The sequence below is a fragment of the Pseudomonas sp. PLMAX genome (genome assembly GCF_046042685.1).
GTDB lineage: Bacteria > Pseudomonadota > Gammaproteobacteria > Pseudomonadales > Pseudomonadaceae > Aquipseudomonas > Aquipseudomonas putida_AE.
Genome location: NZ_CP064949.1, coordinates 382,094 through 399,989, shown reverse-complemented (window position 1 = coordinate 399,989; position 17,896 = coordinate 382,094). Strand labels below are relative to the sequence as shown.

At 61.3% G+C, this 17,896-nt stretch carries 15 protein-coding genes and 2 pseudogenes; 10 read left to right on the top strand and 7 right to left on the bottom strand.

All coding sequences use genetic code 11. The annotated features are described in order from the left end of the window. Positions 1 to 57 precede the first annotated feature (57 nt). The 3 genes from DKB71_RS01840 to DKB71_RS01830 form a co-directional block, all read right to left on the bottom strand. The gene (locus tag DKB71_RS01840) at positions 58 to 1,599 is read right to left on the bottom strand and encodes a phosphoenolpyruvate carboxykinase (RefSeq protein WP_323606545.1); all 1,542 of its coding nucleotides are present in this window, start codon (positions 1,597 to 1,599) and stop codon (positions 58 to 60) included. A 179-nt stretch (positions 1,600 to 1,778) separates the two neighbouring features. Continuing rightward, a complete protein-coding gene (gene hslO, locus DKB71_RS01835) occupies positions 1,779 to 2,681 on the bottom strand; it encodes an Hsp33 family molecular chaperone HslO (protein WP_274075091.1) in 903 nt (300 codons plus the stop codon). A gap of 214 nt (positions 2,682 to 2,895) precedes the next feature. Next, the gene (locus DKB71_RS01830; RefSeq protein ID WP_274075090.1) at positions 2,896 to 3,300 is read right to left on the bottom strand and encodes an RNA-binding S4 domain-containing protein; all 405 of its coding nucleotides are present in this window, start codon (positions 3,298 to 3,300) and stop codon (positions 2,896 to 2,898) included. Between the two features lie 233 nt (positions 3,301 to 3,533). Between DKB71_RS01830 and DKB71_RS01825 the strand changes: the two genes are divergently transcribed. Together DKB71_RS01825 and rimK are read left to right on the top strand one after the other, a co-directional pair. Beyond that, positions 3,534 to 3,995: an ATP-dependent zinc protease gene (locus DKB71_RS01825; protein WP_178134291.1), complete on the top strand. Its 462-nt coding sequence runs from the start codon at positions 3,534 to 3,536 to the stop codon at positions 3,993 to 3,995. Further along, a complete protein-coding gene (gene rimK, locus DKB71_RS01820; RefSeq protein ID WP_034148478.1) occupies positions 3,992 to 4,897 on the top strand; it encodes a 30S ribosomal protein S6--L-glutamate ligase in 906 nt (301 codons plus the stop codon). The genes DKB71_RS01825 and rimK overlap by 4 nt, the downstream gene beginning before the upstream one ends. 154 nt (positions 4,898 to 5,051) lie before the next feature. On the opposite strand, the gene DKB71_RS01815 is transcribed toward rimK, so the two are convergent. Continuing rightward, positions 5,052 to 6,365: an ATP-binding protein gene (locus DKB71_RS01815; protein ID WP_274075089.1), complete on the bottom strand. Its 1,314-nt coding sequence runs from the start codon at positions 6,363 to 6,365 to the stop codon at positions 5,052 to 5,054. A gap of 116 nt (positions 6,366 to 6,481) precedes the next feature. Beyond that, complete coding sequence (gene ompR / locus DKB71_RS01810) at positions 6,482 to 7,222, bottom strand: two-component system response regulator OmpR (protein WP_218441155.1); 741 nt, start codon at positions 7,220 to 7,222, stop codon at positions 6,482 to 6,484. 360 nt (positions 7,223 to 7,582) lie between these two features. Between ompR and DKB71_RS01805 the strand changes: the two genes are divergently transcribed. The 7 genes and pseudogenes from DKB71_RS01805 to tauD all read left to right on the top strand — a co-directional run. Next, entirely contained in the window at positions 7,583 to 9,907 is a 2,325-nt protein-coding gene (locus DKB71_RS01805) for a Tex family protein (RefSeq protein ID WP_408599479.1), read from the top strand. Then, positions 9,907 to 10,290 (top strand): PaaI family thioesterase, encoded by a 384-nt coding sequence (locus DKB71_RS01800; RefSeq protein ID WP_274075087.1) that lies wholly within the window; start codon positions 9,907 to 9,909, stop codon positions 10,288 to 10,290. The genes DKB71_RS01805 and DKB71_RS01800 overlap by 1 nt, the downstream gene beginning before the upstream one ends. A 257-nt stretch (positions 10,291 to 10,547) precedes the next feature. Continuing rightward, on the top strand, positions 10,548 to 12,131 hold the full coding sequence (gshA, locus tag DKB71_RS01795; RefSeq protein WP_408599478.1) for a glutamate--cysteine ligase: 1,584 nt from the start codon (positions 10,548 to 10,550) through the stop codon (positions 12,129 to 12,131). Between the two features lie 219 nt (positions 12,132 to 12,350). Then, entirely contained in the window at positions 12,351 to 13,328 is a 978-nt protein-coding gene (tauA, locus tag DKB71_RS01790) for a taurine ABC transporter substrate-binding protein (RefSeq protein ID WP_323606547.1), read from the top strand. A 16-nt stretch (positions 13,329 to 13,344) separates the two neighbouring features. Continuing rightward, complete coding sequence (gene tauB / locus DKB71_RS01785; protein ID WP_408599477.1) at positions 13,345 to 14,139, top strand: taurine ABC transporter ATP-binding subunit; 795 nt, start codon at positions 13,345 to 13,347, stop codon at positions 14,137 to 14,139. Next, positions 14,136 to 14,969, top strand: coding sequence for a taurine ABC transporter permease TauC (gene tauC / locus DKB71_RS01780; RefSeq protein ID WP_323606549.1), 834 nt, complete (start codon positions 14,136 to 14,138; stop codon positions 14,967 to 14,969). Before tauB ends, tauC begins: the two co-directional genes overlap by 4 nt. Before the next feature lie 125 nt (positions 14,970 to 15,094). Then, a pseudogene (tauD, locus tag DKB71_RS01775) lies at positions 15,095 to 15,934 on the top strand (taurine dioxygenase); the annotation flags it as partial. Positions 15,935 to 16,021: 87 nt separating this feature from the next. Here the strand turns inward: tauD and mgrA are convergent. Continuing rightward, positions 16,022 to 17,059, bottom strand: coding sequence for an L-glyceraldehyde 3-phosphate reductase (mgrA, locus tag DKB71_RS01770; RefSeq protein WP_274075081.1), 1,038 nt, complete (start codon positions 17,057 to 17,059; stop codon positions 16,022 to 16,024). A gap of 125 nt (positions 17,060 to 17,184) precedes the next feature. Further along, a pseudogene (locus DKB71_RS01765) lies at positions 17,185 to 17,409 on the bottom strand (LysR substrate-binding domain-containing protein); the annotation flags it as partial. A gap of 224 nt (positions 17,410 to 17,633) precedes the next feature. Between DKB71_RS01765 and DKB71_RS01760 the strand changes: the two are divergent. After that, positions 17,634 to 17,894: a hypothetical protein gene (locus tag DKB71_RS01760; protein WP_274075080.1), complete on the top strand. Its 261-nt coding sequence runs from the start codon at positions 17,634 to 17,636 to the stop codon at positions 17,892 to 17,894. The last annotated feature ends 2 nt before the right edge of the window (positions 17,895 to 17,896 follow it).

Below are 17,896 nucleotides of genomic sequence, written 5' to 3'. Positions count from 1 at the left end.
GTCGCCTACAAAAAAGCCGCCCCGAAGGGCGGCTTTTTCATTGCATCAAACCAACACTTACAACTGAGGACCGGCAGCCTTGATCGCGTCGCTCACTTCGAACTTCTTGAAGTTCTCGATGAACAGGCCGGCCAGTGCTTTGGCGGCTTCGTCGTAGGCGGCTTTGTCGGCCCAGGTATTGCGTGGGTTCAGCAGGCCAGTCTCAACGCCCGGTACGGCCAGTGGCACGTCGAGGTTGATTGTGTCCAGGTGCTCGGTTTCGGTACCGATCAGCGCGCCGCTCTGGATCGCTGCGATCACCGCACGGGTGGTCGGGATGTTGAAGCGCTTGCCGACGCCGTAGCCACCACCGGTCCAACCAGTGTTGACCAGGTAAACCTTGGAACCGAAGCCGCGGATGCGCTTGATCAGCAGCTCTGCGTATTCGCCAGCTGGACGCGGGAAGAACGGTGCGCCGAAGCAGGTGGAGAAGGTCGACTTGATGCCGCTGCCCGAACCCATTTCGGTCGAGCCCACCAGCGCGGTGTAGCCGGACAGGAAGTGGTAGGCCGCTTGCTCTTCGTTGAGGATCGACACTGGCGGCAGTACGCCGGTCAGGTCGCAGGTCAGGAAGATCACAGCGTTCGGCTCGCCACCGAGGTTCTTCTCGGAACGCTTGGCAACGTGCTCCAGCGGGTAGGCGGCACGGCTGTTCTGGGTCAGGCTGACATCGGCGTAGTCGGCGTGCTTGGCATCGTCGATAACGACGTTTTCCAGGACCGCGCCGTGCTTGATGGCTTTCCAGATGACCGGCTCGTTCTTCTCGGACAAGTCGATGCACTTGGCATAGCAACCGCCTTCGATGTTGAACACCACGCCCTCGCCCCAGCCGTGTTCGTCGTCACCGATCAGGTAACGGCTTTCGTCGGCGGACAGGGTGGTCTTACCAGTGCCGGACAGACCGAAGAACAGGGTCACGTCGCCTTCTTCGCCGATGTTGGCAGCGCAGTGCATTGGCAGCACGTCGGCGGCCGGCAGCAGGAAGTTCTGCACCGAGAACATGGCTTTCTTCATTTCACCGGCGTAGCGCATGCCAGCGATCAGCACTTTCTTCTGCGCGAAGTTGAGGATCACGCAACCGTCGGAGTTGGTGCCGTCACGCTCAGGCACGCACTCGAAGTTGGCAACGTTGAGCACTTGCCACTCTTCACGGCCAGCCGGGTTGTACTGGGCCGGGTTGATGAACAGGCAACGGCCAAACAGGTTCTGCCAGGCAGTCTGAGTGGTCATCTTCACGGCCAGGTAGTGATCTTCGGCCGCGCCTACATGCACGTGGGAAACGAAGTGCTCTTGCGCGTTGTTGAACGCCTCGACGCGATCCCACAGGGCATCGAACTTGTCGGCCGGGAACTTGCGGTTGATCGGGCCCCAGGCGATGGCGGCCGAGGTGGACGGCTCTTCAACGATGAAACGATCGACTGGCGAACGGCCGGTACGGTGACCGGTGCGAACAACCAGTGCGCCGGTATCGGCAAGCTCGCCTTCACCGCGGTTGAGGGCTTCTTTAACCAGATCATCAACACTCAGATCGGTGTACACGGCGTTATTGGCTTGCGTCATGAGGTTCCCCGTCGGCCAGTGGCCGAGTGCTCCAAACGTTTTGTAGTAGAAAGTCGTGCACTACTACCGCGAAAAAAGTGGGCCGGATTATGCCAGAAAAGCCCAAAAAGAGTAGGGCCCTCCCGTCGTAACGGCGCTATTACGCCACTTTCCAGTGAATTTACCTGCGCTGAACCGTTTTAGTGCCGGGTATCTGACGGCGTCTCGACACCCGCTCCGGCGAACAATTGGGTGACATCGGCGGCGTCGAACAGGTACTGCTGGTTGCAGAACTGGCAATCGATCTCGATTTTTCCACCGTGTTCGACCACCAGGTTTTGCGCGTCTTCCATACCCAGACTGACCAACGCATTGGCCGAACGTTCGCGCGAGCAGCTGCAGCGGAAGCGCAGTTTCTGCACATCGAACAGACGCACCTGCTCTTCGTGATAGAGACGATGGAGCACGGTTTCGTTGTCCAGGCCCAGCAGCTCATCGGCCGTCAGGGTGGTCGCCAGCGCAGTGAGGTGTTGCCAGCTGGCGGCGCGCTCTTCTTCGTCTTTCAGGCGATCGGCGGGCAGTTGCTGCAGCAACAGGCCACGGGCGCGGCGGCCATCGGCGCAGAGCTTGATGCGCGTACCGATCTGCTGGGACATGACGAAGTAGTTGGTGAAGCAGTCGGACAAGGTTTCACCGTCCAGATCGACGACGCCCTGGTAGCGCTGGCCTTGCTTCGGATCGATGGTCAACGTCAGCGAACCATCCGGCATCAAGTCGGCCAGGCTGGCATCGGGGGCGATCCGGTCCGCTTCGTAACGGGCCAGGCCACGGATGTCGCGCTCACTGGAGCACTCGATCATCAGCAGCGGAATCGGGCCTTCGGAGCGGGCCTGAAGGATCAGCAGGCCATCGAATTTCAAGGTGCCGACCAGCAACGCCGCAGCCGCCATCAGTTCGCCGAGCAGTTGCGCAACCGGCTCCGGATAGGCGTGCTTGGCCAGGACTTCAGCGTAGCTGAGCTCCAGCGAAACCATCTCGCCGCGGGTGTCGCTGTCATCGAAGATGAAGCGTTGGGTGAAGTCGTTATCCGGTAAGTCGGTCATAAGTCTGGTATCTGAATAGGTGACAAAAGTGTTTACAGAAAGAGGTTACGCCTTGGCTATAGCGTATGGCTGCCTGGTTATGGCCTGCAGTCCAGTGGCTGTGCGCGCTTTACGACGAATGGCACAAACACGGCAGACTAATTACCTCATATGGCTACGCACAGGCGCAATTACAAGTCCTGGCCTGATTGGCGCGATCGGTGGCTCCGGTCAATCACTCGTTGCTGCTGCCGCGAAACTTGAACAGATCGCGCCGCTGTTTCTTGCTCGGCTTGCCATCGGTACTCACGCCCAAGGCACCTGCCTTGCGCTCGGCCGCGGCATTCTCGCGCTTGGCGATGCTGGCTTCGGTCTCGGCATACAGCGTCTGTGCTTCGGGCGCACCACGGCGCACGATCGACAACGCCTGGACCACCACCGTGCGCTCCTCGAAACCGGTACGGATCACGAATTCGTCGCCAATACGCGGCTCCTTGCCCGGTTTGCAGCGCTCGCCCCGGCAGTGCACCTTGCCGCTTTCGATCGCCGCCTTGGCCAAGGCACGGGTTTTATAGAACCGCGCTGCCCACAGCCATTTATCGAGCCGGACTTTGTCATCCTCTTCGTTTTTTTGTGCCATGGAATTTCCTCATCCTGAAATATTGATGAACTGTACTACCGTTTCCTCGTACCAAGAATTAAGCCGTCTCGGATTACAATGCAGTCATTCCAGAACTGCCTCGCGGGGCTGGAAATCCGGGCCGTAGATATCTGTCGCCTTTTAACCATTATTCTGCGTGAATACCGCGAATTCTGCCGCTTGCGGCCAGAGCGGTTTCTACCGGTTGAGCAAATTTGAAGACATTTGACCATTTGACCGTTGTCGGTCTGCGCGAGTGGGTGGCGCTCCCGGATTTGGGAGTCGCGGGCCTTCGGGCAAAAATCGACACCGGCGCCAGCACCTCCAGCCTGCATGCCACCGACATCGAAACATTCGAACGCGACGGCGAGCAATGGGTGCGCTTTACCGCGCACCTGGGCACGGTGGTGCAGTTGCGTCACCGCCGCTGCGAGGCACCCCTGGTGACGAGAAAAACCATTAAAAGCTCCAACGGTCATGCGCAGGTTCGATACGTGATCAGCACCACCCTGGCCCTCGGCGACCGGGTCTGGCGGGTCGAGTTCACGCTCGCCTGCCGCAAATCCATGCGTTATCGCCTGTTGCTCGGCTCCAAAGCCCTGATTGATGGCCAGCTGGTCGTCAATCCGGGCATCAAATATGTACAAGACAAGCCGGTGTTCCCGGTATCTACCTCTTCCACAGGTGTTGCATGAAGATCGCTGTGCTGTCGCGGAACCCGCGTCTGTATTCCACCCGCCGCCTGGTCGAAGCCGGTACCGAACGCGGCCATGAAATGGTGGTGGTCGATACCCTGCGCGCCTACATGAACATTGCCAGCCACAAGCCGCAGATCCACTACCGCGGCAAGCCGCTGGAAGGCTTTGACGCGGTGATCCCGCGGATCGGCGCGTCGGTCACGTTTTATGGTTGCGCGGTGTTGCGCCAGTTCGAAATGATGGGGGTGTTTCCACTCAACGAATCGGTGGCCATTGCTCGCTCGCGGGACAAGCTGCGTTCGCTGCAATTGCTGTCACGCCGGGGCATCGGTTTGCCGGTCACCGGCTTTGCCCACTCGCCGGACGATATTCCCGACCTGATCGCAATGGTCAACGGTGCCCCCCTGGTGATCAAGGTGCTGGAAGGCACCCAGGGTATCGGCGTGGTGCTGTGCGAAACCGCCACGGCGGCGGAGTCGGTGATCGAGGCATTCATGGGCCTCAAGCAGAACATCATGGTCCAGGAGTACATCAAGGAGGCCGGCGGCGCCGACATTCGCTGCTTCGTGGTGGGCGACAAAGTCATTGCAGCCATGAAGCGCCAGGCCAAACCCGGAGAGTTCCGCTCCAACCTGCATCGCGGTGGCAGCGCTAGCTTGATCAAGATTACCCCGGAAGAACGCATGACCGCTTTGCGCGCGGCGAAGGTCATGGGACTGGCCGTGGCGGGGGTGGATATCCTGCGTTCCAATCATGGGCCGCTGGTGATGGAGGTGAACTCGTCGCCGGGGCTTGAAGGGATCGAGACCACCACCGGCAAGAACGTGGCGGGGATCATCATTGAGCATCTTGAGAAGAATGGTGGGCCGAATATGACTCGGACCAAAGGGAAGGGTTAAACGCCGAATCTGTTGGTGGCAAGGAAGCCGCCTTCGCGGGCAAGCCCGCTCCCACAGTGATTTCCAGTGAATACAGACTTTGGATACACCCCAGATCACTGTGGGAGCGGGCTTGCTCGCGAAGGGGCCATCAGCTCCACTGAAAAATCGGGTTTTAAACAGCGTCCCGCGGCAACATCAGCCCCAACGGCAAGCGCACCCGCGCTTCCAGGCCGCCCCCCGAACGGTTGCGCAACTCAACATTGCCACCATGCATCGAAGCGATCCGCTTCACGATCGCCAGTCCCAAACCAGTACCCTTGCCGCCCCGAGCGCGGTCACCCCGGGTGAACGGGTTGAAAATTGCTTCCAGCTCGGATGGATCTATCCCGGCGCCACGGTCCATGACGCTCAGGACGACATAAGGCGCACTGGTGTCCCCAGACACATAGGCCGCCACCTCGACCCCGCTGCCTGCATGATTCAAGGCGTTGCCAATCAGGTTGTTCAACAGTCGCTTCATCGACACCCGCCGCAACGGGAACGGCTGGATCGGCTCCAGGCGCAGTTGTACTTTCTCTTCGTTCTGGTTGTACGGTGCGGCGACCTCGCGGACGAGATCGCTCAGGTCCACCTCCTCCACCGACTCGTCACGACCATCGCGAATGAACGCCAGGAACTGATCGAGAATGGCGTCCATGTCCTCGATATCGCGCACCATGGCGTCCGTCAGGTCGTTATGGTCGCCCATCAGCTCCAGAGACAGGCGCAACCGGGTCAACGGCGTGCGCAGGTCATGGGAAACCCCGGCCAGCATCAGTTCGCGCTCGCGACCGGCCTGCTCTACGTCTTCGGCCATCTGGTTGAAGGCGCGATAGACCTCGGTCATTTCACTGGGCGTATCACTGATCGGCAGGCGCACGCTGCGCCCCTGGCCGAGTTGCCGCGCGGCATACACCAGGCGTTTGAGGGGCTGATTGAGCTGGCTGACGAAGATCCACGCCGAGGCCGTGGAAAGCAGGCCGATGGCGAGGAACCAGCCGAGCACATTCCAGATTTTCTGGCCACGCAACGGGTGCGGATACAGCGGCACTTTCAGCCAGCCATCGCCCAGGCTGGGCGCCCGAACCCACAGCGCCGGTGGCGAGTGCATGCGCAAGCGCACCTCGGTATCGGCCCCCAGTTCGTCTTGCATCTGCCGCTGATAGATCTCGCTGTAGGGCCAGTGTTGTTCGCCCTCCGGCACACCGGCGCCCACCACCCGGATCAGGGTTGCAGCATCGGCGATCTTTTCGCGATTTTCTTCATCGGCGGCCCAGTAGGCGCGCAGCGTCAGGGCGACGCCATGGCTGTACTGGCGGTCCACCAGCACGTCTTCGTTCATCAGCAGATAAACCAGGGTCAGCGCCTTGGAAAACAGCACGACGATCAGCACCAGCCAAAGGGTGCGGGAGAAGAAACTCTGGGGGAACCAAACCGGGGTTTTCATGGGTAACCGTTAAACACGTGCAGGAGCGAGCGATGCTCGCACATTGCCGGTCGCGAGTCTGCGGGCAAGGCCATCTTGCCCGTTGCCCGCACAAACCCGCGCCTACAAATCGTCGATCACTTGGTGGCGGCGCCATCCGGAACGAACACGTAACCCACACCCCAGACGGTCTGGATGTAGCGCGGCTTGGACGGATCGGGTTCGATCATCCGGCGCAGGCGGGAAATCTGCACGTCGATGGAGCGCTCCAGGGCATCCCACTCACGCCCACGGGCCAGGTTCATCAGCTTGTCGCGGGTCAATGGCTGGCGGGCATTCATCACCAATGCCTTGAGCACCGCGAATTCGCCGGTGGTGAGCATGTGCACTTCTTCACCACGCTTGAGTTCGCGGGTGGCCAGGGACAGCTCGTAGTCACCGAAGGTCACGCTTTCGTCTTCGCTGCCCGGCGCGCCCGGCACCGGAGCCGACTGACGACGCAGGACGGCTTTTACGCGGGCCATCAGCTCGTCCGGGTTGAACGGCTTGGCCAGGTAATCGTCGGCGCCCAGTTCCAGGCCCTTGATCCGGCTCAGCTCATCGCCCTTGGCGGTCAGCATGATGATCGGGATTTGATTGTTCGCGCCGCGCAGGCGGCGGCAGGCGGTCAGGCCGTCTTCGCCGGGCAACATCAGGTCGAGGACGACCAGGTTGAACACTTCGCGCGCCAGCAGGCGATCCATTTGCTCAGTGTTCGGTACGGCGCGGGCGCGGTAGCCCTTGCTGACGAAAAAACGTTCCAACAGGCTGCTCAGCCCTGGATCGTCGTCAACGATAAGAATTTTTTCGCCTTCAGCAGTTTGTGCAGTGCTGCTCATTGGATGCTCCTTTGATCTCGGCGCGCATTATGGCGTAGCTGCCGTTATACGCACCGTGTGCATTGTTAGCAGATTTTTCCTTTATCGCCAGAAATCCGGGGATTATGCCTACAACCTGCGATGTCCCCGAAGGACGCAACGCTGGTTATAATGCGCGGCCTTTTGTGTCAGGCAACGTCTGATCGTTACGCCGGCCAGCTGCTTTTTATTTTCATGGCGCCGGCAGTAATTGTTCGATTTCACGGGTCAACGGGATACCTTTGATCCAGGTAGCGGCGCAGGCCAGGCCGCTCAACCAGACTCGCCAGGCCTTTATCTGCGCGCCTGCGAGCCTGCTTTCACAATTTGTCAGGTGGTTTTATGGACAGCATCAACAGCCGCATCGCCGAGGAACTCGGCGTACGCCCACAACAGGTCGAAGCGGCCGTCGCGCTACTCGATGAAGGCTCCACGGTGCCCTTCATCGCCCGTTACCGGAAAGAAGTGACCGGCAGCCTCGATGACACCCAGCTGCGTCATCTGGAAGAGCGTCTGCGCTACCTGCGAGAACTCGACGAACGGCGCATCAGCATCCTTGCCAGCATCCAGGAGCAAGGCAAGCTGACCCCGCAACTCGAACGCGACATCAAGCTCGCCGACACCAAGACCCGTCTCGAAGACCTTTACCTGCCGTACAAGCAGAAGCGCCGCACCAAGGGCCAGATCGCCCTGGAAGCCGGTCTCGGCGAGTTGGCTGACGGTCTGTTCAACGACCCGACCCTGAGCCCGGAAACCGAAGCCTCGCGCTTCATCGACGCCGAAAAAGGCGTGGCCGACGTGAAGGCAGCCCTCGAAGGCGCCAAGTACATCCTCATGGAGCGCTTCGCCGAAGACGCAGGATTGCTCGACAAGCTGCGCAGCTACCTGAAGCAGGAAGCCACCCTCAGTGCCCGCGTGATCGCCGGCAAGGAAGAGGAAGGCGCCAAGTTCCGCGACTACTTCGAACACGACGAACCGCTGAAAAGCATGCCGTCGCACCGCGCCCTGGCGATTTTCCGTGGTCGCAATGAAGGCATCCTCAGCTCCGCGCTGAAGGTCGGCGACGAACTGCCGGGCACCATGCACCCGTGCGAGGGCATGATCGGCCAGCAGTTCGGCATCCAGAACCAGAACCGCGCCGCCGACAAATGGCTGGGCGAAGTGGTGCGCTGGACCTGGAAGGTCAAGCTCTACACCCACCTGGAAACCGACCTGCTGGGCGAGCTGCGCGACGGCGCGGAAACCGAGGCGATCAACGTGTTCGCCCACAACCTGCACGACTTGCTGCTGTCGGCACCGGCCGGCCCGCGCGCAACCCTGGGCCTCGACCCGGGCCTGCGTACCGGCTGCAAGGTTGCGGTGGTCGACTCCACCGGCAAGCTGCTCGATCACGCCACGGTTTACCCGCACGTGCCGCACAACAAGTGGGACCAGACCATCGCGATTCTTGCCGCCCTTTGCGCCAAGCACTCCGTGGACCTGATCGCCATCGGCAACGGCACCGCCAGCCGTGAAACCGACAAGCTGGCCGCCGAACTGATCACGAAATACCCAGCCATGAAGATGACCAAGGTCATGGTTTCCGAGGCGGGCGCTTCGGTGTACTCGGCGTCTGAACTGGCCTCGAAGGAATTCCCGGATCTGGACGTTTCGATCCGTGGTGCCGTTTCGATTGCCCGCCGCCTGCAAGACCCGCTGGCGGAGCTTGTGAAGATCGATCCGAAATCCATCGGGGTCGGCCAGTACCAGCACGATGTGTCGCAGCTGAAACTGGCCCGTGGCCTGGATGCCGTGGTCGAAGACTGCGTGAACGCCGTGGGTGTCGACGTCAACACCGCCTCCGTGGCGCTGCTGGCGCGGATCTCCGGCCTCAACGCGACCCTGGCGCAGAACATCGTCAGCCACCGCGACGAGCACGGCGCATTCAAGACCCGCGCGGCGCTGAAGAAAGTCGCGCGCCTGGGCGAAAAAACCTTCGAACAGGCCGCTGGTTTCCTGCGCGTCATGAACGGCGAGAACCCGCTGGATTCGTCCGCCGTGCACCCGGAAGCCTATCCGCTGGTACAGCGCATCGCCGCCGAGACCGACCGCGATATCCGCTCGCTGATCGGCGATGCCGCGTTCCTCAAGCGCCTCGATCCGAAGAAGTACACCGATGAAACCTTCGGCCTGCCGACGGTCACCGACATCCTGCAAGAGCTTGAAAAACCTGGCCGCGACCCGCGCCCCGAGTTCAAGACCGCCGAATTCCAGGAAGGCGTCGAAGACCTCAAGGACCTGCAGCTGGGCATGATTCTCGAAGGCGTGGTCACCAACGTGACCAACTTCGGCGCATTCGTCGATATCGGCGTGCATCAGGACGGTTTGGTGCACATCTCCGCACTTTCGGAGAAGTTCATCAAGGATCCACGGGAAGCGGTCAAGGCCGGTGATGTGGTCAAGGTCAAGGTCATGGAAGTCGACATCCCGCGTAAACGCGTGGGCCTGTCGATGCGCATGAGCGACACCCCGGGCGAGAAAATCGACGGCGCCCGTGGTGCGCGTCCGGGTTCGGCGCCACGCCAATCCCAGAACACCGCACCGCGCAAGGAAACCACGGCCGCAGCGCCGAGCAACAACGCCATGGCGTCGCTGTTCGCCAACGCCAAACAGCTGAAGAAGCGCTGATGGACGTCCCTGCCGGGTACACCGAAAGCGCATTTTTCAAGCTGCTGGGCTGCCGTTTGCACAGCCTGGAAACCGGGGTGGCGCAAGTCGCCCTGGTGCTTGAGCCACAACTGCGCAATCGCGCCAACAAGCTGCACGGCGGGGCCTTGTTCAGCCTGGTGGACATTGCCATGGGGCTGGCCTGCTCCAGCACCCACGGCTTTGACCAGCAGAGCGCGACCATCGAGTGCAAGATCAACTACATCCGCGCCGTCGCTGACGGCGAGGTGATGTGCACGGCCCGGGTGATCCACCCGGGTCGGCGCACGCTGGTGGTCGAAGCCGATGTGATGCAAGGCGACAAACTGGTCGCTAAAGCACAAGGCACGTTCGCTGTCCTGTAGCTAGATGTCATCGATTTGAGTTAATTTCGGCGCTGTGACCACAGCGTCGGAATTTCCTGTGGGAGCGCGCTTGCCCGCGAAGGCGGTGTGTCAGGTAATTATCTGTTGGCTGACACAACTTCTTCGCGAGCAAGCCCGCTCCCACATCGATTGCGGCGAGTTCCAAAACCAGGCGAAAACGCCAGTTTTAACTTCACCCTTGTAGACCGTCTTGCCCACCCCCATATTGGGGCGACTGACGCGTGAAGGAATCCAACTTGAGCGAACTTCTCAACCGCCGCCTGGCTCTGCTCGGCGAGCGCGCAAACCTCTCTCTGCTCGAACAGTGCCTTCACGGCATCGAACGTGAATGCCTGCGCGTGACCGATGAAGGTCGCCTGGCGCAAACGCCGCACCCGGAAGAATTGGGTTCCGCGCTGACCAACGAACAGATCACCACCGATTATTCCGAGTCGCTGCTGGAGTTCATCACCCCGGCCCTGCCCGACCCGGCCGATACGCTGGCGAGCCTGGACAGCATTCACCGTTTTGCCTACAGCAAGCTCGGCAACGAGTACCTGTGGAGCCCCTCGATGCCGTGTCCGCTGCCGGCCGAGGAAGATATCCCGATTGCCTACTACGGCACGTCCAACATCGGTCAGCTCAAGTACGTCTATCGCAAGGGCCTGGCCCTGCGCTATGGCAAGACCATGCAGTGCATCGCCGGTATTCACTACAACTTTTCCCTGCCGGAAAAACTCTGGCCGCTGCTCAAGCAGGCCGAAGGCTTTGTCGGCACCGACCGCGACTATCAGTCGTCGGCCTATATCGCGCTGATCCGTAACTTCCGCCGCTACAGCTGGCTGCTGATGTACCTGTTCGGCGCATCCCCTGCGCTGGACGCCGGGTTCCTGCGTGGTCGCTCGCACCAGTTGGAACAGCTGGACCCGGATACCCTGTACTTGCCGTACGCCACCAGCCTGCGCATGAGCGACCTGGGTTACCAGAGCAACGCCCAGGCCGGCCTGACGCCGTGCTACAACGACCTGAACAGCTACACCGACAGCCTGCGCAAAGCGGTGGCGACACCCTATCCGCCTTATGTCGAAGTCGGCACCCATAAGGACGGTGAGTGGGTCCAGCTCAACACCAACATCCTGCAGATCGAGAACGAGTACTACTCCAACATCCGCCCGAAACGCGTGACCTACACCGGCGAGCGGCCGATCCAGGCGTTGGTGGCCCGCGGCATCCAGTACGTCGAAGTGCGCTGCCTGGACATCAACCCCTTCCTGCCGATGGGCATCGACCTCACCGAGTCGCGTTTCCTCGACGCGTTCCTGCTGTACTGCGCGCTGAACGACAGCCCGTTGCTGACCAACACCAGCTGCGGCAATGCGACCTCCAACTTCCTCAGCGTGGTCAAGGAAGGTCGTCGCCCGGGCCTGCAATTGCAACGCGACGGGCAACCGGTCGACCTGAAGGAGTGGGCCGGCCAATTGCTGGAGCGCATTGCCCCGCTGGCCGCGCTGCTGGATCAGAGCCATGGCGGCGACGCCCACAGCAAGGCGCTGGACGCGCAAATGGCCAAGGTCCAGAACCCTGCCCTGACGCCATCGGCCCAGGTACTGGCGGCCATGGCTGAGCACAAGGAAAGCTTTGCCCAGTTCTCCCTGCGCCAGAGCCGGGTCCACGCGGAGTTTTTCCGCAGCGAGCCGTTGCCGGCCGAGGAACAGGCGAAGTTTGAAGAGCGGGCGCGTTCGTCGCTGGCTCAGCAAGCGGAGCTGGAGCAGAACGAAGTCGGTGATTTCGATGTGTTTGTCGGGTCGTACCAGGCAAGCATCCTGGCGATCAGTAATTAGACAAATATCACGCAAAACCTGTAGGAGCTGGCTTGCCAGCGAAGGCGGTGCAACTGTCACACCGCATTGCCTGGTTCGCCGGCAAGCCGGCTCCTACAAAGAGACTCTTAGAATTTTCCGCTCATAAGCTCATTCGAAAAAGTTATTTATTTTCGGTTTCTTATATCATTTAGTCTCCTTTTCACACCGACTCTCGGTCGTCTGACAAGGAGCTTCCCGATGAAACTGAATTTCCCTCTTCGCTTGCTGGCGGCCGCCTCCCTGGCTGCGGCGAGTCTGTTTGCCCAGGCGGCTGACGTGACCGTCGCTTACCAGACCACGGTAGACCCGGCAAAAGTCGCCCAGGCCGACGGCGCGTATGAAAAAGCCACCAAGGCCGACATCAACTGGCGCAAATTCGATAACGGTGCCGACATCATCGCCGCCATCGCCTCGGGTGACGTGCAGATCGGCTACCTCGGTTCCAGCCCGCTGACAGCCGCCATCACCCGCAAGGTGCCGGTGGAGACCTTCCTGATTGCCACCCAGATCGGCGCCGCCGAAGCCCTGGTGGCCCGCGACGGTTCCGGGATCAAGACCCCGCAGGACCTGATCGGCAAGAAAATCGCCGTACCGTTCGTGTCCACCGGCCACTACAGCCTGCTGGCCGCGCTCAAGCACTGGAACATCGACCCCTCGAAAGTCACCGTGCTCAACCTCGCTCCACCAGCCATCATTGCCGCGTGGAAACGCGGTGACATCGACGCCACTTACGTGTGGGACCCGGCCCTCGGTGTAGCCAAGGAAAACGGCAAAGTGCTGATCACCTCCGGCGAACTGGCCAAGTTCGGTGCGCCGACCTTCGATGCCTGGATCGTGCGCAAGGACTTCGCCGAGAAGCACCCGGAAATCGTCACCGCGTTCGCCAAAGTCACCCTGGATGCCTACGCCGAATACCGCAAGGACCCACAAGCCTGGCTCGCCAATCAAGGCAACGTCGACAAGCTGGTAAAACTCTCCGGCGCCAAGGCCAGCGACATTCCGCTGCTGCTGCAAGGCAACGTCTACCCGCTGGCGGCTGACCAGGTGATCACCCTCGGCGCGCCGACCACCAAGGCCATCACCGACACCGCCGCGTTCCTCAAGGAACAAGGCAAGGTCGACGCTGTGCTGCCGGACTACGCGCCGTACGTCAGCGCCAAGTTCATCACGGATTGATCGGGAGTTAATGACGATGGCTTTGCTACAGCTGGAGCGCATCAGCGCACAGTACCCCGGCAGCCCTGCACCAGTGCTGGCGGATATTTCCCTGACCCTCGGCCCCCAGCAGTTGCTGGTGGCCCTCGGTCCGTCCGGCAGTGGCAAGACTTCGCTGTTGAACCTGATTGCCGGTTTCGTCGAGCCCAGCGCCGGGCGCATCACCCTTGACGGCGTGCCGGTCAAAGGACCGAGCGCCGAACGCGGCGTGGTGTTCCAGGACGACGCTCTGCTGCCCTGGCAGGACGTGCTGGCCAACGTCGGTTTCGGCCTGGAATTGGCCGGCGTTGCCCGGGACCAACGCGAAGCCCGCGCAAGGGAAATGCTTGCGCTGGTGGACCTTTCCGGCTTCGAAAGCCGCCGTATCTGGCAACTCTCCGGCGGCCAGAAGCAACGTGTCGGCCTGGCCCGCGCGCTCGCTGCCGACCCGCGTGTGTTGCTGATGGACGAACCCTTCGGCGCCCTCGACGCCTTCACCCGCGAACAGATGCAGGAGCTGCTGCTGCAAGTCTGGCGGCGCACCGCCAAGCCGGTGTTCCTGATTACCCACGACATTGAAGAAGCGGTATTTCTCGCCACGGACCTGATTCTGCTGGCACCCAATCCTGGGCAGATCGTCGAGCGACTGCAGCTGGATTTCGGCCAGCGCTACGCCGCGGGTGAGTCGGCCCGGTCGATCAAGTCCGATCCGCGCTTTATCGAAACCCGCGAACACGTACTCGCCAAAGTGTTCTCCCAACGCAGCGCCGCCCAGCGGCAGGAGCGCGCATGAGCAGCTACGAAGTTCCCGTTGCAGCGGTCAAGCCAGGCTCCACGGTCACGTCCCTGCGCCGCAGTTTGAGCACTCGCTGGATCAGCGTGCTGACCCTGGTCGCGCTCGTTGCCATCTGGTGGGCGGTCACCGCCACTGGAATGATCGAACCACTGTTTCTGCCGCCGCCGTCCGCCGTGCTGCAAAAAGGCTGGCTGCTGGTCACCAGCGGCTACATGGATTCGACCTTGTGGCAGCACCTGGGCGCAAGCCTCAGCCGCATCGGCCTGGGCCTCGGCTTCGCGGTGCTGACCGCCGTGCCGGTAGGCATCGCCATCGGTGCCAACCGGATTGCCCGGGGCGTGCTGGATCCGCTGATCGAGTTCTACCGCCCTATTCCACCGCTGGCTTACCTGCCGCTGATCGTGATCTGGTGCGGCATCGGTGAGTTGTCGAAAGTGCTGCTGATCTACCTGGCGATTTTCGCCCCGATCGCCATCGCTACAGCGACCGGCGTGCGCACGGTAGACCCGGCGAAACTGCGCGCTGCGCAGTCACTGGGTGCGACCCGCGCGCAGTTGATTCGCCATGTGATCCTGCCCAGTGCCTTGCCGGACATCTTGACTGGCGTGCGCATTGGCCTCGGAGTTGGTTGGTCGACACTGGTGGCCGCCGAACTGATCGCCGCCACCAGCGGCCTGGGTTTCATGGTGCAGTCGGCTGCGCAGTTCCTGGTCACCGATGTGGTGGTGCTGGGGATTCTGGTGATCGCGCTGATTGCCTTCGCCATGGAAATGGGCCTGCGCGCCCTGCAACGCAAACTGGTGCCATGGCACGGCCAGGCTCACTGATTTTTAAATGTGTGCGGGCTTGCTCGCGAAAGCGGTGTGACAGTCACTTTTTGTTGCCTGACAGTCTGCATTCGCGAGCAAGCCCGCTCCCACAAAAAGCACGCCCCGGATTGAAGAGAACCACCATGAGCCACCTGACCATCGTCCCTCTAAGCTCGGCCCTCGGCGCGCAAATCAGCGGCGTCGACGTCAGCCAGCCGCTGAACCTGGAACAACGCGACGCCATAGAGCAGGCGCTGCTCAAGCATCAGGTGCTGTTCTTCCGTGATCAGCCGATCACGCCGCAGCAGCAGGCGCGATTCGCCGCCAATTTCGGCGACCTGCACATTCATCCGATCTACCCGAACGTGCCGGAACAACCTGAGGTACTGATCCTCGACACCGCCGTCACAGACGTGCGCGACAACGCGATCTGGCACACCGACGTGACCTTCCTGCCGACCCCGGCCATGGGCGCGGTGCTCAGCGCCAAGCTGCTGCCGGAGTTTGGCGGCGATACCCTGTGGGCCAGCGGCATCGCGGCGTATGAAGCCTTGTCGGCGCCGATGAAAACCCTGCTCGAAGGGCTGACCGCCACCCATGACTTCACCCGTTCGTTTCCGCTGGAGCGCTATGGTAACACGCCCGAAGCGCTGGCCCAATGGGAAGAGGCACGGCGCAAGAATCCGCCGCTGTCGCACCCGGTGATCCGCACGCATCCGGTGAGTGGGCGTCGCTCACTGTTCGTCAACGAGGGCTTCACCTCGAAGATCAACGAGCTATCGGACACCGAGAGCGAGGCGATCCTGAAGTTCCTGTTCGCCCATTCGACCCGGCCGGAATTCACCATTCGCTGGCGCTGGCAGAAAGACGACATCGCGTTCTGGGACAACCGCGTGACCCAGCATTACGCGGTGGATGACTATCGCCCGGCGCGGCGGGTGATGCAGCGGGCGACGGTGTTGGGGGATGTGCCGTTTTTAAGATCAAAGATCGCAGCCTGCGGCAGCTCCTACATGGAAATGCGTTCCCCTGTGGGAGCTGCCGCAGGCTGCGATCTTTTGCTTTACAGCTTACTCAGCCGTAGAAGGCTTCTCCCAAAGATTGATCCCACCCTCCTGGGCAAACCGGTCAATCTCCGCCAGCTCCTCAGCACTGAAACTCAGGTTCTTCAACGCCCCGACGTTCTCGATGATCTGCTCCGGCCGGCTGGCACCGATCAGCGCCGAGGTCACCCGCGGGTCACGCAGGGTCCAGGCCAGCGCCAGTTGCGCCAGGCTCTGGCCACGACGCCTGGCGATCTCGTTGAGTGCACGCACATGCGCAATGTTGGCTTCGGACAAGTGCGAGGCCTGCAACGAACCACCGCCAGGACGGTTGACCCGCGCATCCGCCGGCACGCCGTTGAGGTACTTGTCCGTCAGCAAACCCTGGGCCAGCGGAGTGAAAGCAATGACACCGGTGCCGAGTTCATCGGTGGTGTCCAGCAGGTCCTTTTCCACCCAACGATTAAGCAGGTTGTAAGCCGGTTGGTGAATCAACAGCGGTACTTTCCACTCTTTGAGCAACGCCGCCATTTCACGGGTTTTCACCCCAGAATAAGACGAGATGCCGATGTACAGCGCCTTGCCCTGTTGCACCGCCGTGGCCAACGCGCTGGCGGTTTCCTCCAGCGGGGTGTCGGGGTCGAAACGGTGGGAGTAGAAAATATCCACGTAGTCCAGGCCCAGGCGCTGCAGGCTCTGGTCGAGACTGGCAAGCACGTACTTGCGCGAGCCGCCGCCCTGACCGTAAGGGCCGGGCCACATGTCCCAACCGGCCTTGCTGGAAATGATCAGCTCGTCGCGGTACTGCTTGAAGTCTTCACGCAGCAAACGGCCGAAATTGATCTCGGCACTGCCGTACGGAGGGCCGTAGTTGTTTGCCAGGTCAAAATGGTTGATCCCAAGGTCGAAAGCCGTGCGCAACAACGCGCGCTGGGTATCGATCGGCGTGCTGTCGCCGAAGTTGTGCCACAGGCCCAGGGACAGCGCCGGCAGTACCAGACCGCTGCGGCCAACGCGGCGGTAGGGGATGGAGTCGTAGCGGTTTTCGGCAGCGGTGTAAGTCATCGAATCCTCTCTTGTCTGTCTTGAATCTGGTCTCGACTGCTTTGCCAGTCGCCCAGCATACGCCCAGACAAACGCCAGAAACCCTGAGACTCGAAAAATGGCTGAAACGTTTCACATTTTTCCATTCAAACGGCCCCCGCAAACACCTCCCCCAACCAATCCACAAACACCCGAACCCGTGGCGACATGTGCCGGTTGTGCGGGTACAGCACTGAAACCGGCATGGCCGACGGGGGTGTGTCGGTGAGGATTTCCTTGATCAGGCCCTGGGCGATCTGCGTTTCCATGCGGTAGTGCGGGCACTGGATCAGGCCCAGTCCGGCGATCGCTGAGGCGAGATAAATTTCCGCGGCCGGATTCGGCTTGGGTCAACGGGCAGATTCTGCGGGTGAACGGTGGGTTGGTTTAACTATGCTCAAACCGATATCGAGGTGACCCATTCGCGAGCAAGCCCGCTCCCACATTGATCCCGGTTGCTCACAAGATTAATGTTCAAAGGAGATACCCTGTGGGAGCGGGCTTGCTCGCGAAGGCGGCCGACCAGTCAATACACATCCGGCAGGCAAAACACACCATGCACACCACCATCATCATCACTTTTGGCCTGATCCTGCTCGCCCTGATGCTGTACATCGGCGAAAAGATCGGCTTCCCCCGCCAGGTCCTCGCCTACAGCTTCATCGTGCTGTGGCTGGCCCTGACGCTGATCAATGGCGCGGTGGGCATGGTGCATGCCGGCCAGCCGTTGGGCACGGAACTGGTGGTGGGCAGCGCCGTGTTCGGTATCCCCGTGGCGGCGCTGGTGTTGTTCATGGTAATGACCACCGAGGCCTAGAC